General features: G+C 60.5%; 25 protein-coding genes and 1 tRNA gene. 10 read left to right on the forward strand and 16 right to left on the reverse strand.

The window, feature by feature from the left end:
* Nucleotides 1–75: 75 nt before the first annotated feature.
* The 4 genes from ABIE52_RS06315 to ABIE52_RS06330 all read left to right on the forward strand — a co-directional run bounded on the left by ABIE52_RS06315 (nucleotide 76) and on the right by ABIE52_RS06330 (nucleotide 3,789).
* Nucleotides 76–1,497, forward strand: coding sequence for a pseudouridine synthase (locus tag ABIE52_RS06315; protein WP_136471139.1), 1,422 nt, complete (start codon nucleotides 76–78; stop codon nucleotides 1,495–1,497).
* An 11-nt stretch (nucleotides 1,498–1,508) separates the two neighbouring features.
* On the forward strand, nucleotides 1,509–2,189 hold the full coding sequence (gene cmk / locus ABIE52_RS06320; RefSeq protein WP_172827088.1) for a (d)CMP kinase: 681 nt from the start codon (nucleotides 1,509–1,511) through the stop codon (nucleotides 2,187–2,189).
* Nucleotides 2,186–3,613: a ribosome biogenesis GTPase Der gene (der, locus tag ABIE52_RS06325; protein WP_003946199.1), complete on the forward strand. Its 1,428-nt coding sequence runs from the start codon at nucleotides 2,186–2,188 to the stop codon at nucleotides 3,611–3,613. Before cmk ends, der begins: the two co-directional genes overlap by 4 nt.
* Before the next feature lie 102 nt (nucleotides 3,614–3,715).
* Nucleotides 3,716–3,789 (forward strand) — tRNA-Pro (locus ABIE52_RS06330).
* Here the strand turns inward: ABIE52_RS06330 and ABIE52_RS06335 are convergent.
* The 4 genes from ABIE52_RS06335 to ABIE52_RS06350 all read right to left on the reverse strand — a co-directional run bounded on the left by ABIE52_RS06335 (nucleotide 3,771) and on the right by ABIE52_RS06350 (nucleotide 7,965).
* Nucleotides 3,771–4,472, reverse strand: coding sequence for a site-specific integrase (locus ABIE52_RS06335; protein ID WP_354541468.1), 702 nt, complete (start codon nucleotides 4,470–4,472; stop codon nucleotides 3,771–3,773). The two genes, ABIE52_RS06330 and ABIE52_RS06335, sit on opposite strands and share 19 nt — an antisense overlap.
* A gap of 159 nt (nucleotides 4,473–4,631) precedes the next feature.
* Nucleotides 4,632–5,027 carry a hypothetical protein gene (locus tag ABIE52_RS06340; protein ID WP_354541469.1) on the reverse strand — a complete coding sequence of 132 codons (396 nt, stop codon included), beginning with the start codon at nucleotides 5,025–5,027 and terminating at the stop codon, nucleotides 4,632–4,634.
* A 788-nt stretch (nucleotides 5,028–5,815) separates the two neighbouring features.
* Nucleotides 5,816–6,550: a hypothetical protein gene (locus tag ABIE52_RS06345; protein ID WP_192712367.1), complete on the reverse strand. Its 735-nt coding sequence runs from the start codon at nucleotides 6,548–6,550 to the stop codon at nucleotides 5,816–5,818.
* Between the two features lie 506 nt (nucleotides 6,551–7,056).
* A complete protein-coding gene (locus ABIE52_RS06350) occupies nucleotides 7,057–7,965 on the reverse strand; it encodes an HNH endonuclease (protein WP_192712368.1) in 909 nt (302 codons plus the stop codon).
* A 650-nt stretch (nucleotides 7,966–8,615) separates the two neighbouring features.
* Between ABIE52_RS06350 and ABIE52_RS06355 the strand changes: the two genes are divergently transcribed.
* Both ABIE52_RS06355 and ABIE52_RS06360 read left to right on the forward strand, forming a co-directional pair.
* Nucleotides 8,616–9,854, forward strand: a complete 1,239-nt coding sequence (locus ABIE52_RS06355) for a GmrSD restriction endonuclease domain-containing protein (RefSeq protein ID WP_192712369.1) — start codon at nucleotides 8,616–8,618, stop codon at nucleotides 9,852–9,854.
* Between the two features lie 16 nt (nucleotides 9,855–9,870).
* Entirely contained in the window at nucleotides 9,871–10,473 is a 603-nt protein-coding gene (locus ABIE52_RS06360; protein ID WP_192712370.1) for a hypothetical protein, read from the forward strand.
* Between the two features lie 358 nt (nucleotides 10,474–10,831).
* Here ABIE52_RS06360 and ABIE52_RS06365 read toward each other — a convergent pair whose 3' ends face one another.
* Complete coding sequence (locus ABIE52_RS06365; protein ID WP_192712371.1) at nucleotides 10,832–11,197, reverse strand: hypothetical protein; 366 nt, start codon at nucleotides 11,195–11,197, stop codon at nucleotides 10,832–10,834.
* A gap of 15 nt (nucleotides 11,198–11,212) precedes the next feature.
* Nucleotides 11,213–11,638, reverse strand: a complete 426-nt coding sequence (locus ABIE52_RS06370; protein WP_192712372.1) for a hypothetical protein — start codon at nucleotides 11,636–11,638, stop codon at nucleotides 11,213–11,215.
* Nucleotides 11,639–12,105: 467 nt separating this feature from the next.
* Between ABIE52_RS06370 and ABIE52_RS06375 the strand changes: the two genes are divergently transcribed.
* Nucleotides 12,106–12,561 carry a hypothetical protein gene (locus ABIE52_RS06375; protein ID WP_192712373.1) on the forward strand — a complete coding sequence of 152 codons (456 nt, stop codon included), beginning with the start codon at nucleotides 12,106–12,108 and terminating at the stop codon, nucleotides 12,559–12,561.
* Here the strand turns inward: ABIE52_RS06375 and ABIE52_RS06380 are convergent, their stop codons facing one another.
* The 8 genes from ABIE52_RS06380 to ABIE52_RS06415 all read right to left on the reverse strand — a co-directional run bounded on the left by ABIE52_RS06380 (nucleotide 12,562) and on the right by ABIE52_RS06415 (nucleotide 20,194).
* Complete coding sequence (locus ABIE52_RS06380) at nucleotides 12,562–12,903, reverse strand: hypothetical protein (protein ID WP_192712374.1); 342 nt, start codon at nucleotides 12,901–12,903, stop codon at nucleotides 12,562–12,564. It lies immediately after the preceding gene.
* A gap of 35 nt (nucleotides 12,904–12,938) precedes the next feature.
* On the reverse strand, nucleotides 12,939–13,619 hold the full coding sequence (locus ABIE52_RS06385; protein ID WP_083057608.1) for a hypothetical protein: 681 nt from the start codon (nucleotides 13,617–13,619) through the stop codon (nucleotides 12,939–12,941).
* A 176-nt stretch (nucleotides 13,620–13,795) separates the two neighbouring features.
* The gene (locus ABIE52_RS06390; RefSeq protein ID WP_192712375.1) at nucleotides 13,796–14,680 is read right to left on the reverse strand and encodes an SCO6745 family protein; all 885 of its coding nucleotides are present in this window, start codon (nucleotides 14,678–14,680) and stop codon (nucleotides 13,796–13,798) included.
* 65 nt (nucleotides 14,681–14,745) lie between these two features.
* Entirely contained in the window at nucleotides 14,746–15,606 is an 861-nt protein-coding gene (locus ABIE52_RS06395) for an ABC transporter permease (RefSeq protein ID WP_020969703.1), read from the reverse strand.
* Entirely contained in the window at nucleotides 15,603–16,565 is a 963-nt protein-coding gene (locus ABIE52_RS06400) for an ABC transporter permease (RefSeq protein WP_158510646.1), read from the reverse strand. The genes ABIE52_RS06395 and ABIE52_RS06400 overlap by 4 nt, the downstream gene beginning before the upstream one ends.
* Nucleotides 16,566–16,645: 80 nt before the next feature.
* The gene (locus ABIE52_RS06405; protein ID WP_064074346.1) at nucleotides 16,646–18,178 is read right to left on the reverse strand and encodes an ABC transporter substrate-binding protein; all 1,533 of its coding nucleotides are present in this window, start codon (nucleotides 18,176–18,178) and stop codon (nucleotides 16,646–16,648) included.
* Between the two features lie 130 nt (nucleotides 18,179–18,308).
* Entirely contained in the window at nucleotides 18,309–19,283 is a 975-nt protein-coding gene (locus ABIE52_RS06410; RefSeq protein WP_164490579.1) for an oligopeptide/dipeptide ABC transporter ATP-binding protein, read from the reverse strand.
* The gene (locus ABIE52_RS06415; RefSeq protein WP_161120793.1) at nucleotides 19,283–20,194 is read right to left on the reverse strand and encodes an ABC transporter ATP-binding protein; all 912 of its coding nucleotides are present in this window, start codon (nucleotides 20,192–20,194) and stop codon (nucleotides 19,283–19,285) included. Before ABIE52_RS06415 ends, ABIE52_RS06410 begins: the two co-directional genes overlap by 1 nt.
* A 275-nt stretch (nucleotides 20,195–20,469) precedes the next feature.
* Here ABIE52_RS06415 and ABIE52_RS06420 point away from each other — a divergent pair, with 275 nt between their 5' ends.
* Complete coding sequence (locus ABIE52_RS06420) at nucleotides 20,470–21,027, forward strand: QsdR family transcriptional regulator (protein WP_021333511.1); 558 nt, start codon at nucleotides 20,470–20,472, stop codon at nucleotides 21,025–21,027.
* A gap of 85 nt (nucleotides 21,028–21,112) precedes the next feature.
* Here the strand turns inward: ABIE52_RS06420 and ABIE52_RS06425 are convergent, their stop codons facing one another.
* Both ABIE52_RS06425 and ABIE52_RS06430 read right to left on the reverse strand, forming a co-directional pair.
* Nucleotides 21,113–21,934: a class II glutamine amidotransferase gene (locus tag ABIE52_RS06425; protein WP_192712376.1), complete on the reverse strand. Its 822-nt coding sequence runs from the start codon at nucleotides 21,932–21,934 to the stop codon at nucleotides 21,113–21,115.
* A gap of 21 nt (nucleotides 21,935–21,955) precedes the next feature.
* The gene (locus ABIE52_RS06430; protein ID WP_030537512.1) at nucleotides 21,956–22,399 is read right to left on the reverse strand and encodes a DUF7144 family membrane protein; all 444 of its coding nucleotides are present in this window, start codon (nucleotides 22,397–22,399) and stop codon (nucleotides 21,956–21,958) included.
* 343 nt (nucleotides 22,400–22,742) lie between these two features.
* Between ABIE52_RS06430 and ABIE52_RS06435 the strand changes: the two genes are divergently transcribed.
* Both ABIE52_RS06435 and ABIE52_RS06440 read left to right on the forward strand, forming a co-directional pair.
* Nucleotides 22,743–23,474, forward strand: a complete 732-nt coding sequence (locus ABIE52_RS06435; RefSeq protein WP_070161072.1) for a hypothetical protein — start codon at nucleotides 22,743–22,745, stop codon at nucleotides 23,472–23,474.
* Entirely contained in the window at nucleotides 23,471–24,085 is a 615-nt protein-coding gene (locus ABIE52_RS06440) for a class F sortase (RefSeq protein WP_275231636.1), read from the forward strand. Before ABIE52_RS06435 ends, ABIE52_RS06440 begins: the two co-directional genes overlap by 4 nt.
* Nucleotides 24,086–24,125: the final 40 nt, after the last annotated feature.

Raw genomic sequence — 24,125 nt, forward strand, 5'->3', positions numbered from 1 at the left:
GGAATTCCGGCGCTCGTCAGCACCGAGAAAGACCCGACCACGCTCGGGAAACAGTAGAAAACTGACAGGAAAAAAGTGAACAATCCCGCTCGCCGAGATGGCACACCGGACCGTAACAACTCCCGCGACAGCCGCGGCGCACGCAGCGATGCCCCCCGTGGTGGTCGCAGCGACGCCCCCCGCGGCGCACGTAGCGAAGCGCCCCGTGGTGGACGCAGCAACACTTCCCGCAGTACCTCGGGATACGACCGCAACGCCGGATCCGACCGTCCCCGCACGGACGACCGCCGCGGTGGATTCAATGATGACCGTCGCCCGCCGCGCAGTGATGACCGTCGCCCGCCGCGCAGCGACGACCGTCGCCCCGCACGCACCGACGACCGCCGTGGCGGTTACAACGACGATCGGCGCGGCCCGCGCACGGACGATCGCCGCGGACCCCGCAGCGATGACCGCCGTACCCCCCACGTCGACGCCCGTCGCGCACCGCGTGGCGGCGCTGACCGTCGTAGTGACGATCAGCGCGGCGCACGCCCCGACGCTCCTCGCGGCGGCGCATGGTCGAACGCACCTCGTGGGTCCAAGTTCGACGGACCTCCGCGCAAGCGCCCGGCAGCTCCGACACCGCCGGCGACCAACAAGCGTGGCAAGCCGAAGACCGAGAAGCCGCAGCGCGTCGTCTCTCAGAACCCGTTGGTCTCCAACGCCAAGCCGGCGCGTCATCAGCATGCCGAGATCACCAAGCACGACGGCCCGCCGAAGGGCGACGGCGTCCGCTTGCAGAAGGTGCTGGCTCAGGCCGGCGTCGCATCACGCCGCGCTGCTGAAGAGCTGATCGATCAGGGTCGCGTCGAGGTCGACGGCCGCATCGTGGTCGAACAGGGTCTGCGTGTCGACCCCGAGAACGCAGTGGTTCGTGTCGACGGCGTCCGCGTCGTCGTGCAGAAGGACCTCGTCTACCTCGCGATGAACAAGCCGCGTGGCTGGCAGTGCACCATGTCCGACGATCTCGGTCGTCCGTGCGTCGGTGACATCGTCTCCGAGCGCGTTCAGTCGGGTCAGCGGCTCTTCCACGTCGGCCGTCTCGACGCCGACACCGAAGGCTTGCTTCTCTTCACCAACGACGGCGACCTGGCTCACCGCCTGATGCACCCGTCGTTCGAGGTTCCGAAGACGTACCTCGCCACGGTTCACGGCGTTGTCGAGCGCAGCACCGGCAAGCAGTTGCGTGACGGCGTCACCCTCGACGACGGTCCGGCCAAGGTGGACGCGTTCACCGTGCTCGAGATCAACGAGGGCAAGACGCTCGTCAAGCTGGTTCTGCACGAGGGCCGTAAGCACATCGTGCGTCGCCTCCTCGATGCCGTCGGTCACCCCGTTGTCCGCCTGGTACGCACCAACGTCGGAGTTGTCGCTCTCGGCGATCAGCGTCCGGGAACGCAGCGCGTCCTCGGACGTAGCGAGGTCGGTGGACTGTACGAGGCGGTCGGCCTGTGACCGATTCGTCCATGCCGCTGGTAGTCGCTATGGACGGACCGTCCGGAACCGGCAAGTCCAGCGTCTCTCGCGCGTTGGCGCAGCGTTTGGGCGCTCGCTACCTCGACACCGGAGCCATCTACCGGATCGCGACCCTGCACGTGCTGCGTCAGGGAATCGATCTGGCGGATTCCGCCGCGATCACGGCCGCCGTTGCGGCGTTGCCATGGTCCATCGGTACCGATCCGAGCAGCGAGCAGGTGCATCTCGACGGCGCGGACGTCAGCGAGGAGATCCGCGGCGACGCGGTAACCAAGGCTGTCTCCGCGGTGTCGGCTGTACCCGAGGTTCGTGACCTGCTGGTCGCCACTCAGCGTGAGTTGGCGGCCGGTGCGGAGCGGATCGTCGTGGAAGGTCGCGACATCGGAACCGTCGTACTCCCCGATGCAGACGTCAAGATCTTCTTGACCGCATCGGCGGAAACCCGTGCGGCACGGCGCAATACGCAGAATATCGGCCAAGGCCGTGAAGACAATTATGAAGCGGTGCTGGCTGATGTGCAGCGCCGTGACCATCTCGATTCGACTCGGGCAGTGTCGCCGTTGCGCCCTGCCGAGGATTCCATTCTGGTGGATACGAGCGAATTGGGAATTGAAGATGTGATCGCCAAGTTGCTGTTGGTGGTCAGCGACAGAACTGGAGCAGTGCAGTGAGCGACGATCTGGTAACCGAATATGCCGGTGACGGAACTTGGTCCGAGGAATCGGAGTGGGATTACGCCGATCTCGAAGCGGACGGCGAAGGCGAAGCGCACATTGCCGTCCCGACCTTGGCTGTTGTCGGTCGACCGAACGTCGGCAAGTCGACACTCGTCAACCGCATCATCGGCCGTCGTGAAGCGGTAGTCGAGGACATCCCCGGCGTTACCCGTGACCGTGTCTCGTACGAGGCGAACTGGGCCGGACGACGCTTCCTCGTCCAGGACACCGGCGGATGGGAGCCCGACGCAAAGGGTCTTCAGCAGGCCGTTGCCCGGCAGGCCGAGTTGGCCATGGGAACGGCTGACGCCATTCTCCTGGTCGTCGACGCCGTTGTCGGCGCTACCGCGACGGACGAAGCTGTGGCTCGCGTGCTTCGCCGCTCGAAGACTCCGGTCATCCTCGTTGCCAACAAGGTGGACGACGGACGCACCGAGTCCGAGGTTGCAGCACTGTGGTCCTTGGGCCTCGGTCAGCCGTACTCCGTGAGTGCGACGCACGGACGCGGTACCGGCGACCTGCTCGACGAGGTTCTCGAGAAGCTGCCGGAAACCCCGCGTGAAGGTATCCCCGGCGGCGGTCCGCGTCGTGTTGCTCTCGTCGGAAAGCCGAACGTCGGAAAGTCCAGCTTGCTCAACAAGCTGTCCGGTGACGAGCGGTCCGTCGTGCACAATGTTGCCGGCACCACCGTCGACCCGGTCGACTCCATCGTCGAACTCGGCGGGCGCCCTTGGCGTTTCGTCGACACGGCTGGTCTGCGCAAGCGCGTCAGCCATGCCAGCGGCGCGGAGTTCTATGCGTCGCTGCGTACGAAGAGCGCGATCGAGGCCGCTGAGGTTGCGATCCTGCTGATCGACGCGCACGAGCCGATCACCGAGCAGGATCTGCGTGTTCTGAGCATGGTGGCCGACACGGGTCGTGCATTGGTGATCGCATTCAACAAGTGGGACCTCGTGGACGAGGACCGTCGACTCATGCTGGACAAGGAAGTGGACCGCGATCTGGTCCGCGTTCCGTGGGCTCAGCGAGTCAACATCTCCGCCCACACCGGTCGCGCCGTGGCGAAGCTCGTGCCGGCTCTCGACACGGCTCTGGAGTCCTGGGACAAGCGCATCCCCACGGGTCGCCTGAACACCTGGCTCAAGGAAGTTGTGGCAGCAACGCCGCCTCCGATGCGTGGTGGTCGCCTTCCTCGCATCATGTTCGCGACGCAGGCAAGCACACGCCCGCCGACATTCGTTCTCTTCACCACGGGCTTCCTCGAGGCCGGCTACCGCCGCTTCATCGAGCGGCGTCTGCGTGAAGAGTTCAACTTCGACGGCAGCCCGATCCGCGTATCCGTCCGAGTGCGCGAGAAGCGTGACCGTAAGGGCCGCTGATTCTGCGTCCAATGCGGTACTGAAATGGCTCTGACCAGCCGATTGGTACTTCGGCCCGTGCCTGATGTAATCTTTCCAAGCGCCCGAAACAAGGGCGTGGGACGGGCTGTGGCGCAGCTTGGTAGCGCACTTGACTGGGGGTCAAGTGGTCGCAGGTTCAAATCCTGTCAGCCCGACAGCAGAAAACCCTCTCTGACCTTGGTTGGAGAGGGTTTTCCTGTAGGCCCACCACGCGAAGGGCGGGACCAGGACGGGACCGAAGGTGGTGGGAGAGCTTGTCGCCCGCCTCGGTGACCTCCCGCCGGTCCGGGTGTAGGTACCGCTCATTTGTTCGACTGTCGGTGTGGCCTGCGATCTTCTGGAGTAGGTGAAGGCTCACGCCGGCGTCGGTCATCCAGGTGAGTCCGGTGTGGCGGAGGTCGTGGCGTCGCAGGTGTGCGTATCCGAGTTTGGTGACCACCTCGTCCCAATGCGTGGCATCGCGAAGAACGCCGGTAGCGATCCGTCCACCATGCGGGCTGACAAACAGGCGGGCGTCGGCGTTGTCTTCGCCGTCTACGGCAGCGCGATCGAGGACGAGTTGGCGGACTTCGTTGATCAACGGGACGTACCGGCGGCGGCGGCCCTTGGTTCCCTTGTCGTCGAGTCCGCCGGGTCCGGGTGTGGTTTGTCGGCGGACTGTCCATGTCCACGTCGCGGTGTCGATATCACCGACTCGGCACCCTGAGATTTCACCGATCCGTGAAGCCGTGCACGCGGCGAAGGTGGCCACATCACCCCAGCTTTGGTACTCGTCGGCGGATCGAGCTACCAACGCATTTGACGAGGTGACCAGAGTCGGCCAGTCCGGAAGTGCCACCGACCGCGGGTCATGAGCTCGTCTTCGATTTGGGCGTAGAGCTTCTGCCATCCGCGAACCTGTGCGGGGTTGTCGATCCGCAGCCCGTCGCGCTTTGCCTGTTCTATGACCCGAACTAGAACCGCCAGAGTGTTTTTGACGCTCGACTTGCCCGCGCCATCATTGATCCAGTCGACCACCGCACGGTCGATCGCGCCATTGGTGATCATCCCGATCGGGATGTGTCCCAACGACGGCACAACGCGCATTCGCAATCCACTGCCGTGGGTCGGTGGTCTTCTTCTCCAAGCCGCGAAGCACCAGCTCCATGTTGGCCTTGCCGTAGTCGGCCAGAGACATTGTCGTGGTCTTCGGATCGATGCCCTGCATAGCCAGACGCCGCATCCGGTCGATCCACGCCTGGGTTTCGAATGGCTCGGTGAGGTTCGGCCGCTTCTTCTTCGCCAGTTCAGTCCACCTCACGCGAGCGCGGAACGGTCTCTTCCCATAGTCGCTTTGTTCGTCGATATTCTCTGAAAGCTTTACGCCTACAGCGATATTTACGCGTTGCGCCACTGCGCTGCCGCCTGGGTCGGATCCGTGCGCAGGCTCAGGAGCCACGATCCACGTCCGCGTCGCTGTACTTCACCACGCGGGGTGATGCCCGGATGTATGCCGGTCCGCAGGGTGGATTCGCGGTACGCCAGCGCCGCAGGCTCGAACTGTCGATCCCGAGAACGGCAGCGAGTTGGGCGGTGTGTACCACCGGCCGTCTACTCGTCGACGGCACCTAACCCGCCCGAAGGGGGCTTCGGCCCTTCTCGCCCTTCCGGGCACCGACAGCGACGTCGGGGAGCGGATCGCCAACGAAGCCGATCCCAGCCCGGACCCCCTGCCGCCCGCGTGGCGACGCCTTCCCCCGCGCGGGACGGCAGGGCACCAATCCGCCGGCTTCTGTTCCTCGGCGGTTTGGACCTCGCCCACGGCGGCTAGATACCGTTGCCATACAGTCGAGGGAGCCCCCGTCGGCCTTGACTCCAGCGCCGGTTCGTACTGCGGCACTGGCCGAACTACTACGTGCCGAGTCTTTGTCATGCCTGGTTAGACGTTGCCGAACAGTAAACGGTTTCATTGAGTTTCATAGCGACCTGTCGGTCGCTCGGCCCTGGTTTGGATCGGCCTGCATTGTGGTCCCGGCCCCCTCACACCTCAAGGGCGCCGATGGCGTCAGCTGCGCTGATGGATACTCGTCCACCGTTGACCTGTGAGCCTCTGCACGTGACCGGCAGGCCCTATGGGGCAGGCGGTTAGCCCGCCCACCTCATGCGCAACCCGACCCAAGCCAAGGTCGATCCGTGGCGGACTTACGGCTGAGGCATCGAAGTCATAGTGGTCTTGTAGTCGAACTGCACGCCCATTTCACTGCGCCAGGCATCTACGAACGCGGTGCTGGTGTCGCAAGCCCATTTGGCACAACCCGAAGCGAGACAAACCTGGGGGAACCATGGAGCGCCCGTGTACAGCCGACTGTCTGGGAAGAGATTCTTGAGGCTTTTCTCGACCTCGTGCGGGACGTCATTCCGCTGCCACTCAGACTTGAAGTGCGCCAAGGTATTACGAAGCTTGATTAGCCGTTTCATGTTCTGGTATGGGTTCGCTCCTGTATTCATCCTCGGCTTACCTGCCACAGCCAAAGCGAACTGATACTTGTCCAGGATCGTCCAATTCACTGCCGCTACGTCTGTGCCCTTCCAGACCAGCCCCAGCAGGTCAACGGCTCGGCTGTCGATTCCGTCTAGTTGGGTTCGAAGCGTCCGGTTGTCGTCGGCAGCGATGGCATAGATGTCGTTGATGTAGGCCTCAACGAAGTACACGGCCGACATTGCTGCGGTCGTAGCCAACGACTGGTGTTCGATGTCCGGGGCTAGCTTCCCGAGCCGATGAAGGTCATTTTCGCGAGCGTTGCACAGGTTCGCCATATGTAACGCAGTCCATAAGTGCTGGACGGCGAAAGGCTGCCAGATGCTGACCGTCGCCGACACTGTGGCCGCCCCCCCGAAGTTGGCGGTCGTTACTGAAACTTGCTTGCTCTCCGACATGGAGTGGACGCTACAGCGACGTTTTCCTTGACGAACACTGAACGACTACATGTCTGGCCCCGGATTGCAGCCTCGGAGTAGGTGGGGTGATAATCGAAGGTATCTGCGAATTGATCCGGCCCTACGTGTGAAATGGGCGCTGGACAGATCCGGCTCCCCGCTACTGTCCGAACGGTCACAGGCTGGGGCCGGTTCAGGTGCTCGTGGGGGCGATACCTTGCTTTCGGATATGTGGTCACCGTCGCACGAATACCTGCCGAGCCTGCACTGCAACGAGCGGCACACCGACTGTGATCACTACACATAGATCGGCATGGTAGGGATGCTCCAGGCCGTCGGACGTCGAAATGTGCCCAGAACGACGAGAACCCCCGAGATGCAAACCAGCAGCTCGGGGGCATTTTTTGGACTGTTCGCCACGGTGGGCCAGTTCCGGCTGAGAGATCACCCAGGTCTACGACAGGAAGGACGGCCGTGGTGCCGTCAACGGCCGCCAGAGCCCATGCTCACGGCTTCCGGTGTTCACTCCAGTGCATCTCGAACCACTTTCGCTGTTCGGGGGTGACGTCGATGGTGAGCGCCTTGCCATGAAGTTTCTGGTACACCGGGAACCCATGGTAGGGCTCCCACACATCGATGGCGTCGTTGTTGGTGACGGCGATGATTCCGCGGTCGAAGAGGGTGTGGAGGTCGCGGCGTAGCAAGATCCCACCGTGCTCGTGGTGCTTGCCCACCTTCGCGTAGCTGTAGAGGTGGCAGGCATCGAGCACCTCGCCGGGAAGGCTTCCAGTGAAGGCGCATCGAGCGTCGTACTTCGCGAGGAGCTTCTGCCGAAACTCTCTTTGCCCCAGACGCACTCGGGTAGGTCGTGTGGTGTGACCGTCTTGCATCTGACGTGTCGTCGCGTCCAGGGGGTCGAAGACCTGAGCGCTGATCGCGTCTGATGCCGCGGCACGTACGGAATCCCAGCGTAGTCGCCGGAAGCTGTTCTGGGAGCGAGCCTTAACGCACAAAGCACGGAGTTCCGCGGCGCTGAACGAGCCGTGCAGGTCGACCCAAGCCTGTGCATGTGTGGATCGGTAGGTGATGACGTCCACGTCCTCGAACACGGGGTCGTCGAACTCTTCACCGCATGCGTAGCAGCGAAACGTCGGCCGCATCGTCTTCCGCGGCTCGTAGTTCGTTGTCCGGCACTTGGTATTGACACACCGTCCGCGCCGTTTGACCGCGTTGCCCTTGGTGATTCGTTCGATGACCGACGCACCGAGAGATTCGACTTCGTTCCACAGGAGGATGACGTCGCCGGCGCGGACCTTCAGGTGGTTCGGGACGGTGCTGTCCCAGCTGTAGTGGCTCGCTGGGTCGTCGTCGTACTTGCTCCCTCCACCGAGTCGGCGGTAGTCCGACTTGGTCATCACCAGCCAGGCTTGACGGTCTGTAATGTCGGGCAATGACGACAGCTTGCTCTTGGCCAATGGTCCTCACCAGTTTGTCGGTCGCACTGCTCATGTGCGCGGTTCATGATCGCTTCCAGTATGCAGAGATAGGGTGACATACCTGGTGCGTCCGCACTCAGCGTTAGGTCACGTGGGGTCGCGCGTAGGTTCGATTGCGGCGTGATCTTCGACATTGATCGCGGAGGTCGCGATGCTGGTTCTTGTCACGCCGTTGTCGCATCTCGCGTACAACCCAGGACGCGACGGAACCCCCACGAGAGCATTTCGGCACTGAGCGAAGGGGGTGCGGACGTCAGCAGATCACCAGCAGACACAAGCTTTTCGACTCGTAATGACCACGCCGGACGCCGAGCCGCCCGCGTCGCGACGCCTTCCCTACGCGGGACGGCAGGGCGTCAATTCGCCGGCTGCTGCTCCTAGACGTCTTCAACCTCATTGCGAGCGGCTAGGTGCTCCCGAATCGCAGCGACAGTTGGACACATGGCCCGGCCAGAACGCGCCGACCGGGTCGTTCGGCCTCGTGAATCCCTGGCTACGCCATCCAATTCCGCGTGTCCCACGATTCGAGATAGGGTTGAGCGCGCCGCATCACACAGGAGGGAGAGGCTGTGCCTAAGCCAGTACTCGATGGAGAAGATACGCAAAACGAAGATTTTGTGGAAGAACTGCCAGACGAGATCACGGAAGATCCTGAAGCTGACGCCAAGCTGACCGCAGAGGATGTTCAAGACGTACTGCTATACACACTTGATTGGAGTGTGCAGAGCCTCCTTGAGAAGATCGGACAATCGTTCGATATCAATCCGGCCTTTCAGCGACGTGACGCATGGTCGCGCGACCGTAAAAGTCGGTACATCGAATCTCTGATGCTCGGGCTTCCTGTTCCGCAGGTAGTCTTGGCGGAAGACAAGAATTCCAAGCGTTTCATCGTTCTGGACGGCAAACAACGCCTCATGACCATGAAGCAGTTCGGTGCGCCGGAAGGTCAATTTTCCGCTTTCAAGTTGACCAAACTCGAATTTTTGGAACAATTGAATGGCAAGGGTCTCGATCAGATCAAAAAATCTGGCGAAACTGCCGAATGGGTCGAGAGCTTCTTGAGTCAGCCGGTTCGAACCATTGTGGTCAGAAATTGGGGCAAAACTGAGGTTCTTTACGAGATTTTTAGGCGTCTGAACCAAGGAAGTCTACCCCTTTCTCCGCAGGAGCTTCGTCAGGCTCTCTACCCGGGAGAGTTTTCGACCTGGATTAATGAAACTTCCGCGAATAGCTCCGCGATCCGACGGGCACGTCGCCTCAAGCGTGAAGATTTCAGAATGCGCGACGCCGAACTTCTGCTCCGCAGCGTGTCCTTTCAAGACGATATCGAAAACTATGATGGCGACTTGCGCGAATTTCTCGACAATATGTGCAAGCGAGGCAATGCGGGTTGGAAGGACGAGCAGGAGCGGTACGAAGGTTATGCTGCTGCTATCGAGAAAGCCATCGAGCGGACCGAGCTGGTATTCCAGGATGGAAACACCTTCATGCGTTACGTAGGCGGTGACGAACCCGCCTATGTGCGCCGGTTCAACGTAGCGGTCTTCGACACGATGAGTATGGTCTTTTCGGCGGCCGAGTTATCTGACTCGTCAATCCGTGCAAACGCGGATGGGCTGAGAACTCGATTTGAGGACCTGTGCATCGAAGACTCTGAATTCGAGGCCGCACTGAAGTCGACTACGAAGACTGCCCGCGCGACGGCCAAGCGGGTTATCGCATACGGGGGAGCGGTAGAAGAGGAATTGGGCATCAAGCTAGGCGTCGTGGAGAGGGCAAAGCGTCTCATGGCAAGCGTGCACAAATAGTACGGGCCGCTGGAGCATGCCATCAACGCTTTTTGTATCGTTCGAGCAAGAAATCAAGGTGCTGAAGCAGAGTCTCATTGCTGATAGCCGGGAAGATTTTCGGTACACACCCGAAGAGCATAAGCGTGCATTGGGTTTCCGCGTGCTTGCCAGTGCTCATTTAGAGCATTTTCTGGAGGAGCGATGCCTACAGATTGCCTCCAAGGCTGCGGCTGATCACAAAAGTGGAACGCTGACGAGAGCTTCGAAATGCTTGGTTGTCTGGTACGCGGTGACTGCCGACTTGGTGATCCCGATTGACAACGGCGAGCTCGCTAATCGAGACCATATCGATAAAGCTTTTGAAAAGTACAGGAAGGTAGTCACAAAGAGTCATGGAATAAACGGCGCGAAGCTTAAGGGATTGTTAATACCCATTGGTTTCCGCGATGCCGAGATGTCTGCCCATTCTTCCTTGTTCAACCAGCTCGACTCTGTAGCGGATAACCGCAACCCGGCTGCACATACGGTGGTGAAACGCGCGATGTCTTTGGTCGCGCCCGAGCAGGAATGGACTACGATCGACAACCTAATGCGCCTTCTGGTTCCGTTTGACGCCGACGTCGGCAAGCTGATTTAGCCGTGAAGTGATTGAGAAGCCGCGTACAACGGCATTGGTTCTGCGACGAAAGATGCTGGTATCGGTAGGTTCTATGAGGACATCAGCGGACGGTCACGGACCGCAGAGCCGGCAGGTTTAGGTTCGAGTCATGAGGACAGGCGGGACCAGAACGGGACCACACGCTACGAACGATGCCGAACAACCTCCATGTCAGCGCCGATCGTTGCACCAGTGAAAGATGCTTCTGACCAGGTGATTTCGCCCACCGGCTGAACTGGGGGTCAAGTGGTCGCAGGTTCAAATCCTGTCAGCCCGACCGAATATAGATCAAAAAGGCAGTTTCTCAAAAATGAGAAACTGCCTTTTTGTATGTGCCTCAAAGGTTCGGCAACGGATCTCGCGGGAAGTCCTGCGGTGACGTTATCTCCGCGTCGGCAGCGTTCACGACTGCGACATATTCTTCGTCGATCTCGTACGTAATGCCCGCCGCTGCGAAGTGCGGCGCGGACGCAGTACCGACCGGGCCGAGAACGGCCATTCTCGGAAACTGGGTGAGGATCGACCTCGGCAGTTTTCTGGAACGAAAGCTCGTCGAAAACACCGTGATCGCCTTTCGGCTCACCACGACAAACACACTCGGTTTCGCGCTCATCAGAACGTCTGCTGGAAATACGTACCGGATCTCGTCATCTGGATCCAGGTAAGACCGAAGGCGCTCGCGAACATCCGCAGAAACCGGCATGCGCGGAAGGCTAGCTCAGTTTCGCTGACTGAGGCGAATATTGTGAACGGCAACGGTTACTTCGAAGAGCGCGATCAGAATGGCGGTAAAGATTGCTGCCAACCACCACGGCGCCGAACCTGCTGTATTCAGCCAGATGGTCAGTGCACCGAAAATTGTAGTCGGAATGCCGACAGCACGAGACAGGTCGACGTTCCTCGGATTGACCGGCGGTGTTCTCCACCAATGAAGGCGATGTCCTCGATTCTCACGCAGCATTCGCAGGATGGACCAGACAGTAAGCGGCAGACCAATCGCGAGGATGACCATCCCGCCAATGATCGCCAAAGTGCACCCGTCTCGGAAGTACGTCACGGCAGCGCCCACAACACCTGCAAAACCGATGGCCGTGAATACTTTCCACGCCGGGGTTATGGACTGGCCATGCGGTTGTGTTGCCATGCAAGCACCCTTCCACAAAACAGAATCGAAAACTTCAACCCTGTTGCGGCCGTCGATTGTGCATCAGGGTGACAATCAAACTCGGTAGGCCGTTAACTACTCCGAGTACAGCGACTGCGATACCCGCACTCAAGAGAGGTGCTGTCTCCCAATAGTTGTCGACGATGGCAGATGCTCCGATCAAGCTCGATACCCAGCCCGTGAGTTGAGCACGTCGGACATGTTGTGCCGCTCGCGAGGAGGTCGGTCCTACCGAGAGAGGTAATCTCCGCCCGTAGTCGCCGTGAGTTGCGAGGCGAGCGCCATAGATATGGGCACCAGTGGCAAGCGCCAGTGCTCCCCATGCGATCAACATAGTTTGATCCATTCTTTGATTAGCGTTGACGGTATCGACCTTCCACGCAGTTCGAGTCGTAATTGCTTTCTTCTCCGGAGCGCAATTTCGCCTACTGGCATGATCTCTTCGTATGATTGGGATTCGGATCGCGTGGGTTGTATTGGCGGTCGCCACCGGGATTCTGGGATCCGCGACGGCACAGTGGCCGCTGTACGAGATCACCGATTGCGAAATAGGCCTCGGCCCGCTCAGTTCTGCCGATTGTTACCGCTCGATTCACGACTATTTCGGGCGGGAGCTCTTCTTGGTGCTGGCGTTGCCGGTGGCTCTGTGCGTTATTCCAGCCGTGATCCCACGACCATTAGTTTCCTGGATCGTCTCGGCGACAATGCTTTGCGCTGCAGTACTGGGTTTCTTTACCGCTTTCAGCTCTGGTATGCCTTCTCTGCTGTCGATGGTGGGGTGCCTCCCTGCTGCAGTGCTGGCATTGGTACTTGCTGCGGTGCATCAGGGGATCGCATTGCGCAACAAGGGCGCCATTGCGCGTGCGCGCAGTGGGGTTCGCGATACGCAGCCGAGTGAGTGATCAGTCGGGGCTGAAGAACAGTTCCATCGAGATCCAGAACCACGCCACCATTGCTGCCACAGAAAGGAACGCGAGCACCAATGGCAACGCGAATTGCCTGCCGGTGCGGCTGGGAATAGTCATGAGTCCGAGAATGACGAACACGGCGGCAGGCGCCGCCCAACTTATCCAGTAGGTGAGCGGTGGCGGGTTGGGGCCGAACGACGTGAACGAACGGTTCGGATAAAGCTGCGGCTGCGCGACATCTGCGAAATGTTGCCACAGGAGTACCAACGGCAGATAGCCGAACAGCCCGAGCAGAAGGCCGACGACGAGTCCCGCGAAGATTCGCTCGCCCCTCATCTCGATGCGCCCGTCGGAATCAATCGTTCCACCGCCTATGCCACTTCTGGAAAGTCACGAGCCTGCATCCGTAGTGCCCACGCCCGGGCCGCAACGAACGTCACGGCCAATACGAGCACCACCAGCAGTACGACTGCAATCCAGGTGGGAGCGGCGGTGGAAAAGCCCAGCTTCCACGCAGTACCGACACCCGCAGCAGTCGCCGCCAACGCCCCTACCGGAAGCATCGCCGCGACCGCTCGCGTCGTGCGAACAGTAAGTCGATCCCCGGCAGCGCGAAGAACTCCGAACACGGCGGCGACCGAAAGGCCATAGGCCAGAAGACCGCTGACGGCATAAACCAGGAGCGGGGACCATCCGATGTCAACCGACCTGGTGAATGCCATGCTGATCAAGACCAACAGGGGCGTCAACCCAAGCGTGACTCCCACGAGGCCTGCCACCACAGTTCGAAGCATTCGATTGTCCTGACCTCCGGAGATTCGCACACCCGCGAGGTGGAGTACGAGCCCGGTCAGCACGCCCAGAACGGCGCCGATCACCGCAGCCTCGATGGGCCAGGCCCATTGCGATTTACCCGCGAAGCCCGAGATTGTCGTGCCACCAGAAAAGAGGGTGATCGTGGCGGACGCCTGTGCCGATCCCTGTGTCAGCGCCGCCGTGACGATGGCAACGGTCGCACCGAACAAAGCAAACCCGAGTGCCTGTTTCCACATCTGGCCATCTTGACCCATCCCGCGGGAGAATTCGGCACAACGGCAGTCTCATCCGGATGCCTTCTCCCTGTGCAGATTGGGGGCGCAGCCGACTTCGGCGATAATTGTGTGAAGGGGCTGGTGGTGACACCCTCGTCGTATCACCACCAGCCACATTCGACACTCACGACCTGCTGTCACGCACGCAATCGGCGACGTGCTGCCAGTGCTGCCGGAAATCCGAGATCTGCATCGATCACTTCACCGGAGAGACGTTCCGAGATTTCGATCAGTCGACCGCATCCGGTCTCTCCGATCGCTTCGTACGGGTACGACCCCAGCACATCGGTCTGATGCTCAACCCGCTTCCGGCGATCACGACCCACCTCGTTCAGGTGAAGCTCGGGGCCGTCTTCGAGCCATCCACGCGCCCGCACACTTTCGACGCCTTCCGCCCACTGATCGTTGTCCCATGCCCGGCTCATTTGCAGAGCAGCAGCAGGAACATCACCGGTTGCGGCGTGGACTACCAACGCTTCGACACCGTTGAGTCCCTCGGCGTGAAGAAGTGCGACATGAGAATCTCCGCGAAACTCCCGGAGCAAGGATTGGGCATGCCACAACACGAGATGAGGCTCCTCAGGCCACGGCAATGATGCGTGCCCACCGAACAGGGGTCGCCCTTGTGGTCTGTTGCAGGCGCGTTCCGCGGCTCGACGTGCGAGTTCGGCAGCTTCGCGAACTTCGGTGCCGTCGACATTTTCTCCCCAGGCCTTGCGCAGCGAACGGTCGACAGCGTCGAGTCGAGCGGTGAGGATCTGTTCGGGGGTGGCGATTGTCCAGGCTTCCGGCAGCACCGCGTGTACCAGTTCGGGGTTGAAGTTGAAGAACGTAGCGATGGTGACTTCAGCCGCTACTGCGCCCATGGGCGCAGACCGCGAAGCGAAGTAGCCCATTCGAGGGTGTGTAAAGCCCAGTGCGGCATATGCGTCCGCGCCGAAAGGGGTGAAGTAGATCATGCCGTGTATCGGTTCGGCTCCACGGAAGACGCGGCGCGCGGTTTCTGGTGCGATCGAGGTCATCGATAGTCCTTCATGCTGGTGGTGTGGTCTTCGAACAGTCGAGTCGGATGGTTGTTCTACGCCGGCTATCTCCCTCTGACATACATGCGGTCCCGGACGGCATCACCCACTCGGTAGACGGCCAGGACGACCAATGAAATCAGAATGCCGGAGGGGAGAATCTGTTGTGGTGCACTCAAGATGTGCAGGTACGCATCGGATAGGTCACCGCCCCAACTCGGAGTGGGGGGCTGTATTCCCAACCCCAGGAATGAGAGTGCCGCCTGCGCGAGAAAAGTCAGGCCGGTGAGCACGGTCACCTGAACGACAACCGGCCCGATTGCGTGCGGAAGAAGATGACGCAGGAGCACTACGTGCGGCGGGCATCCTGAGAGTCGCGCGCTCAGAACGAAGTCTCGGTTCCTCGTTTCGCTGACCCCGGCAGCCAGAATTCTTGCAATTGTGGGTGCATAGACGACTCCGAGCGCTGACATCGACGTGATCAGGCTCGGCCCCAGAACACCGGTAATAGCCACTGCGAGAACCAAACCTGGGAATGCCAGCAATGCGTCCGCCACCCGGAGGAGTGACGCGCCGATCCAGCGTGGCCAATATCCGGCGATCAACCCCCACGGAATTCCCAACAGCAGACTGACGGCGACAGCGATCGCGACGCCGAAGAAGGCGGAGCGTCCTCCCCAGATCAATCGACTGAGCACGTCACGACCGAAGCCGTCAGTGCCAAGCAGGTGCTGTGCACTCGGACCGGCGAACGTGTTGGTCAGGTTCTGATCGGTCGGACTGTGCGGAGCCACGAACGAGGCCAAGACGGACGCCGCTATCAGCGTTCCGAGAAAGCAGTAGCTGAGCCATAATCCGGGGTGCAGTCGAGGGAGAGCCCACTTGGAGCGGGTCTCGCCTGCGGTGGTCAGCGCGAGTTGGCTCACGAGATCGTTCCCTTCCTCAATTGTGGGCTGATCATGTTGTTGACGACGTCGACCAGGATGTTCACGAGAAGCACGATCACGACGAAAAGCAACACAATGCCTTGAAGCATCGGATAATCTCGCGTGTCGATCGCAATGACGAGAGCGCTCCCGAGGCCCGGCAGCACGAAGATCTGCTCGAGAATGACCGTCGCACCCAGCATCGCCACGGCGAGCAATCCATAGACAGTGACAATCGTGGGAACGATGTTTCGTAGCGCGTAGCGCCACACGATCTTCCGCTCGTCGATACCCATCGCACGCGCAGTTCGTACGTAGTCACTTGACAGTGTCTCGATCATCGCAGCCCTGGTCTGCCGAACCGCAATCGATGCTGCGCCGGCAGCGAGCGCCGTTGCTGGTAGGACCAAATGGCTCAGGTTGTCGATCACACTGTTCTCGAGAGGAACCCAGCCGAGCACCGGTAGAACTCCCAAACCGAGGGCGAAGACATCGACCAGCACGATAGCGAGGAAGAAGTCCGGTACCGCGAGTCCGATCCCCGAAACCGTGCGGGTCAGACCATCGCTGCGTCGTCCCTGCCGCGTCGCGGTCCACACACCGAGCGGTATGGCGACGACGGCGGACAGTAACAGTGCGAGTACAACGAGCTCGGCGCTCGCCGGCAGGCGCGCAAGGATCTGTGGGCCGACGGGGGCGCTGTTCTGTAGCGACGTTCCCAGATCTCCGTGCAGAGCCGACACCACCCAGTTCCAGTACTGGACCAGCAGAGGTTGATTCAATCCGAGGCGCTCGTTGAGTGCCGCGATGGCTTCATCGCTGCCGTTCGGACCGAGAAGTGCCTCGGCTGGTCCACCGGGGATTATCCGGATAAGGGCAAAGGTTATGAAACTAGCGATGATCGCGGTAGGAATTATCTGTGCGAACCGGACGCCGATCATCCGTATGTAAGGATTCACCGGCGATCGGTGAGGGTTTCGGGTCGGAACGCTCTCAGGCTCGGGGGCCAACGAATTCTCTTGCGATACAACGGTCGTCGTCATGACTTCGAGAGGTACGTCAGATTGGGGGAGCCGTTCAGTGCGGGAACGGCCCCGTGGACGTTCTTGGTGTAGGCGACCACGTCGGGAGTGAAGTACAACGGTACGTACTCAGCGGACTTGATCACGACTTGATTGATCTGTTTGACGATGTCGAGCTGAGCGGTTTCGTCATACGTGTTGTTCAGCAGTGCGATCAGCTTCTCCAACTCCTCGTTGGGGACGGAATTCTGCCGGAAGTACGATCGCGAACCCAGAGAGGCTTCGAAATTGAGCGGTGCGGATGCTCGCGTGGGCCATCCCACGCTGAAGACGTCCGCGCTGTTGTGTGCGACGAACTCCGTAATCGCCTGAGGTCCACTCATTTCGACGAAGTCGACCTTGATGCCGACTTTCTCCCATTGTTCTCCGACAAGGACCGCGTTGGTCGAGTACGGCGGTAGGTTGCCTGCTAGTCCGCGCACGGTGACCCCATTCGGATACCCCGCCTCCGCTAGCAGCGATTTGGCCTTCTCCGGGTCGTACGGCCATGCATCTTCGGTTTCCTCGTCGTAGAACTGCGAACCGGGAGGATATTGACCGAACGCCGCAGTTCCTTCCGAGCTGTCCAGCGCGGCTCGCGCAATTGCCTTGCGGTCGAGCGCATACTGCATCGCCAGACGAACCCGGACGTCGTTAACCACAGGGTTCTTGTTGTTGATCACGACGAGCGCAACTCCGAGTCTCGGGTCGTGACTGACGTTCAGGTTGGGATTCCGTTCGAGGATCGGAGCACTCGACGGTGTGAGCCCGTATGCAAAATCCGCAGCGTTCGATGTCAGGGCATTTGTCAGCGCTGTGGGATTGGAGATCACCTGGATCTGGATCTTGGCGAGCTGGGGGCTGGGTGGACCTGCCGGTTTGTAATCGTCGAATCGACTGAATGTGTATGAACTGTTCGGGACTGCGCTGGTGAATGTGTACGGCCCTGCGCCTACAGGCTTGTTGGCGAAGTCTGCCCCTGCTGCTGCCAGCGCAGTGGGGGAGACCACCATTCCCAATCTGCCGTTGAGCCAGCCTGGTAAACCGGAGGTAGGTGAACTCAACGAGATCGTGACGTGATCTGGGGACGTTGCTTCGATGCTCTTGATCGTCGGGACGGAAACGATTCCGAGACTCAAGCAGTGTTCCATGCTTGCCTTGACGGCTGCTGCATCGACAGCTGTACCGTCGTGGAAGGTCAAGCCGTTCTGCAACGTCATCTCGAACGTCAGGTTGTCCGGTCCGGAGAAGCCCCACTCGCTGGCGATTCCGGGCCGCAACTTCTGGGTGGCAGGTTCCGCATCGATCAGTGGTGCATACATCAACTGTAAGTAGTCGATGTCGTATCCGATGTTTCCCGCACACGGGTCGAGCGAGGCGGGCACGTGCGATGTCGCGACCTTGAGTTCGGCGTTCGGATCGGCAGGTCCGGTATCGCCGGCGGTACCGGTGGCGCTGCTCGAACAGCCGCTGAGCACAAGAGCAGAAAGTGCAAACGCAGCTACCAGCACACGTGGGCCACTTTTCCCATGATTCTGGAAGCGTGTGATCGGATATCGGGATCGCAAAGACAGACGCGGATTCATATGGTGGACTTTCGCTTTGGTCTTCTCGGAAGGGGGAGACTGACGCGGCACGCATTTACTGCGGCGGGTTGGAGATTCCGATCGATGTGGCCGGGGACGATAGATGGCAGGCGGAGCTGTGTGCGGAATTCGAGGCCGCGCGAAGTGACGGCGCTTCCGACGCACAGCGATCCATCGCAAACGGGCAGCGGTTGCGGAATCGACAGCCCGAGGGTGGATTCCGTGGGTCGGGTAACTCGCCCCGCACCAATGCTTTCCGACGACTGCGCCGCTCGAGTTCGATGTGCGGGGCCGCGGCGAGAAGCGCCTGCGTGTAGGGGTGCGATGGAGTCCTCAGGACCGTGGCAACCGGTCCGATCTCGACGATTCGGCCGAGGTACATCACCGCGACGCGATCGGCGATCCGTGCCACCGAACCCAAATCGTGCGAAATGAAGATGTACGTGAGGTCATGTTCTTCTCGGAGATCGGCAAGAAGTTGCAACACCTCTTCCTGAAGCGAAACATCCAGGGAGGCAACAGGTTCGTCGCAGAGAATCAGTGGCGCCTTGGAGGCAAGTGCACGAGCGATGGTCACGCGTTGGCGTTGGCCACCGGAGAGCTGGGTCGGGAGGCGGTCGGCAAGCTCAGCGCCGAGACCGACCCGACGCAACAGCTCGACGGCTTTCGGCCGCAAGGACTGTGGGATGCGCAGACGCCCTGGCGCCATCGGCTCGGCTACGCAAGCCCATGAGGCCATCCGATTGTTCAAGGCCGACGTAGGGTTTTGAAAAATGAGATGGGAAGATCCACCCTTGCCGAACGCCGGGTCGTCGAGATTCATAGTGATGGAGCCTGCGGCCGTAGCCACCAGACCCGCGAGAGCGTGAGCCGTCGAGGATTTTCCCGATCCTGATTCACCGATTATCGCAAGGGTTTCGCCCCTCTGTACGGAGAAGCTGACGTCGTCGACCGCGCGAAGAGCTTTGCGTCCGCGTCCGTACTCGACTGCCAGATTCCGAACGTCGACGATGACGTCGGTGTTGCTCATCAGCTCACCAGTCCGAGCAACTCGAGTTCGTCGCTGCGGTGACATCTTGTTGCCGATTCCGGTGATCCGATCAGAAGTGGATGATCGGATATGCAGAGCTCCTCGGAGTAGTTGCACCGGGCGACGTATCGGCAACCCACGCCGTCAGCAGGGGCTTTGCTGGTGAAATCGCCTCGCGCCTTGGGTGATTGGGAGGAGACTTCTTCGAATGTCGAGCGTGCCGCCTCGAGAAGGCTGAACGTGTAGGGATGCGCGGGCCGCCGAAGCAGCACGTCTCGTGGCGCGACGTCGACGATCTCGCCGCGAAACATGGTGATGACTCGATCCGCGACCTCGGCGACAACCGCGAGGTCGTGACTGATCAACAACACGGCAAGATCGCGCTGTTCGGCCAGTTCTCGAAGGAGATCGACAATCTGAGCTTGGATGGTGACGTCGAGCGCTGTTGTCGGTTCGTCCGCGATCAGCAACTTCGGACCGCATGCCAGGGCCATCGCGATCATCACCCGCTGACACATCCCGCCGGAAAGCTCGTACCCGTACGACTTCAAGGTTCTGCTCGGGTCGGCCAGACCGACCTGGTGGAGAAGATCTGTAGCCACGTCCTCCGCATCGACTTTCGTGATGTCGCGGTGGGCCTTCAACACATCGACGATCTGGCGACCGATGCTGACGGAGGGGTTGAGAGCCGAACTCGGGTCCTGGAAGACCATACTGACGTCGCGACCGCGTATTTTCCTCAACTCGGCGGCGGGCAGACCCACAAGTTCCTGTCCTTCCAAACGGATGCTTCCGCTGGTTGTTGCCGTACGGGGCAAGAGACCGAGCAGAGCGAGTCCGGTCAGTGTCTTTCCGCTCCCGCTCTCTCCTACGAGGCCGGTGATTTCGCCCGACCCCAACTCGAAGCTCACTCGGTCGAGGAGTCTGTTCGAAATCGATTCTGTCCCAATGTCAACCGTGAGGTCTCGTACTTGCAGAAGTGGGCTCATCGTCGGGTCGTCCACGTGTGATCGTTCATCGCATTCCTCCGTAAACAACTGAACTGTTGTGACTGGAATCACGTACCGGGGAACCATAAACACTCACCTGCAACAAAGTCAATGAATGTTGCAACGATTGCCGTCGATGGCGCCGTCTGATCGCCTCCGGCTACCGACCAGCACGTCGTCAGCGATACATTCACTCCATGGCCGAGACACGTGACATCCGCGCGGAAGCGTTGAGTGCCGCCCGACGACAGTTCGCAGCCGGAAAACCGCTCGATGTGAACGCTTTGGCCACCGAGTTGGGGGTGGATCGGACGACCTTGTTCCGGCGTGCAGGGAATCGCGACACAATTACCGGTGACGTGCTCGATTCGCTGGCGCGCCGGACGTGGCGAATGGGCCTCGAGGAGTGCGGTGGAAGCGGAGCGTCAAGGGTTGTCGACGTCCTCACTTACCATGCACGGGCGACAATCGAGACCGAATTCTTCCGGACGTATTTGACTCGGGAACCGCAAAAGGCGTTGTGCATACTCACAACTGGACTGGGGCCGATTCAGGGCACGATGGTCGAATCCGTGCGAAGGCTGATCGAAGCTGAAATACCGGAGCAGATTCGGCCAGACCTGCCCGTCGAGGACATGGCATATCTGCTGGTTCGCGTGGGTGAGTCGTTCATCTACAACGATTTGCTCACTGGTGGCACTCCGGATACGGAGAAGGCTCGCTTGGCGTTCCGGCTCATCCTCTCGCGTGACTAGTGTGCCGAGTTTCCGTTTTCTCAGTTTTCGTGAAAGCGCTTCGAATGCAAGCTATTTCATAGCTATGCCTGGTTGTATGACCCACTCAGGCTGGTGGAATCGGCGCGAAGTTCCGCATCTCGTCCCGTCCGGGCCGGATGACGCCTGCGGCGGATTCGGGAACCTCGTTCCAGGCGCCGGGAAGGTCACGTAGAGGCTCGGAGACGACGATTCGGGTCTCCTCACTCAGATGGTGCAGGGCATCCACCTCAGGATGGAGCTTGCGCAACATGGAAATCTCGGTGGAGAAGAACAACGACCTCGACTGGTGCTCGCTGGAATAGCGAAAGATCCAGGTGGAGATGCCATCCGACGTGGCGACGGTCATCTGAACCGGATTGTCGATTCCCTGCGAGCGGGCCGTGTGCTCGACGAATCCGACGGCCCTCGCGACACCTTCGAACGGATCGTCGGTCAGGCCGAACGTCAGCGCGAGGAAGAACAAGGTTTCCGAGTCCGTCGATCCTTCGAGATCCGGAAAGAGCGACGGATCAATGGCAGTCACCAATTCCCGTTTCATGTCGTGGAATCCGTGTAGTGAACCGTTGTGCATCCACAACCATTGCCGGTGCCGGAACGGGTGACAGTTGCTGCGCTGCACTGCAGTTCCCGTCGAGGCGCGGATGTGAGCGAACAGCAGAGGGGTGCGCAATTGGGAGGTGACTTCGCGCAGGTTCGAGTCGTTCCACGCGGGTTCGATGCTCTTGAAAACTGCCGGTTGGGGGCCTTCCCCGTACCAGCCGATTCCGAAGCCGTCGCCATTTGTCGTCGTGGCCCCGAGTTGAGAATGCAGGCTCTGGTCGATCAGCGAGTGCTGTGGCCTGAACAGCAAGTCATGGGCCAGTATCGGCTCTCCGGAATACGCCATCCACCTACACATACTTTCAACTCAAGCAGATCGAGTCGGCGTTGACGGTGCATGCGCAGCGGCGTGCGTCGTCTGGGTGGGCTTCCATGTCGACACAGCCCAGATCACGACGATGTTCAGCGCGATGATGAGAGTCGACCACCAGGGGTAGTACGGCAGCCACAAGAAGTTCGCGATGATCGAGATCGCGCAGATCACCACTGCCGACACCCGCGCCCAGGCCGCTCCGGTGAACAGTGCGAGCCCGACGAGAGCGACGAGCGCGCCCAGCACGAGATGGATCCAACCCCACGTCGTCAGGTCGAACTGATAGACGTAGTCGATCCCGACTACGAACACTTCGTTTTCGGCGACGGCAGCGAGTCCTTGGAAGAACTGCACGATGCCGACCGTCACCAAGATGACGGCTGCCCCGATCGATGTTCCTACCGCGAAACCCTGCTTGACTGATGTTGTATCCGACATGACGGTTTCCCTTGATTCGGTGGGGGGCGACCGGACACGTGCCCGGCACGCTCGTTGTAGTGATCGTTGTTCCACCGGCTGACCGCTATGAAACGGAAATACCTGTCCAATGCGGTGAGAAATCAGTGCGATCTGCTCCGATGTGCGGGCGAAATGTAACTTCTGACCCCTGTTGATCCGATGTACCCCTTGCCGGAACGCGTGTGCGGAGAAATTGCTCGTAACCGAAGTTCACAGAAAACAAGAGGAATTCGGCACGGAATTCGACCTATTTGTCCAGCTGTACTGGTATTTTGACTGAATTGACCGGAAGCTACGGTCCGCGGAAAAAGGTAGCGAGAGAATGACGATCTTCGGCAGGCGTACCGCGGGCATCACCGCGACGGCCTTCGTCTTGGCGACCGTTGTGTCGACAGCACTCCCCGCAGTGGGATCGGCTGCCCCCGTTTCGCTCACCCGCGCGTGCAACTCGGAAATCAACGAAAATTCGATGTCACTCGATCCGGCCGTGATCGACGGTTGGTACGACATCTCGACTGGATCGCCTGGAACGAAAATCAACTCGATCGAGGCGTGGCGGACAGTGCCGGGAGACATCCTCGAGTTTCGCGCATCGGTGACGATCAGAGCCCACGGAAGTCCCGTCCGAGGGACCCTTCGGATCGACGGCGCCGGCTTGACCGGAGATCAGGATTTGATCTCCAGAATGACGTTGACCCAAGATCTCGGCCGGTCAGGGTCAACGGTCACCGACGCTGACGACGGTTCGGTCATCCCCGTACGTGCCAAGCTCGCATTCGACGTCACAACTCCTGGACAAGTGGCACAGAACCAGACGGTCAACCTCTCGGCAGTCAAGATTGTCTTGGCAGGAGACACCACCGATCCGGGAGGTGAATGCCCCGGCCCCGGCCCGGGCCCCGGCGGCGGCGGGAATGGAAGCGGTGGCGGGAACGGCGGTGGTGACGGTTCCGGTGGGAACGGTGGGGATTCCGGTGACGCACTTCCCGGTCGAAACGTAGGAAACCGAGTACCAATTGCCCAGATTCCGTCCGGCCCGACTTCTCGTCCGTGACAGCGGCACCTGGATCCACGGCCAGCCGAACGTGGGCCGCTGCAGTAGTGGCGACAATGCTCTTGATCGGCGGATGTTCCGACGACGGTGACTCGCCGACCCGCGTCCTCGCGACCGGCCAACAAGATTTGCCGCCAGAGATTCGCGCGGTGGTCGACGGTCCGGATGTCCCGACCACGCTGCGCACAGGCAACAGCACCGCTGACATCCTGCCGATCAAGACGACGACGGACGGCTCGCTCATTCCGCCCGAGGATGTCAGTGAGATCGGATGGTGGGCAGATTCGGCATTTCCCGGCTCCGGCGCGGGCACCGTGGTGATCACCGGACACATCAACGACATCTATCAGGGTGACGGTTTCGGAAAGAAGTTCTCGACACTGGAAATCGGCTCGGTCGTGACCGTGGCGGGCGCCGGGGGACAGACCTGGAACTACCGTATCGATGCGGTCGATCACTACAGCAAGGACGGCGAGCTGCCGGTCGAGCGATTGAACAGCCTCGACGGACCCGAAACCCTCGCGCTGATCACCTGCGGCGGCGAGTTCGTCGGTCCGCCGTTCGGATACGAGGACAACGACGTCGCGTGGGGAAGTCCGGTGCCCGCATAGCCGAAAACCAGACGTCGGAACGGTTGATAAACTGGGTCCC

It is taken from the genome of Rhodococcus sp. OAS809, from assembly GCF_040546695.1.
Lineage (GTDB): Bacteria > Actinomycetota > Actinomycetes > Mycobacteriales > Mycobacteriaceae > Rhodococcus_F > Rhodococcus_F qingshengii.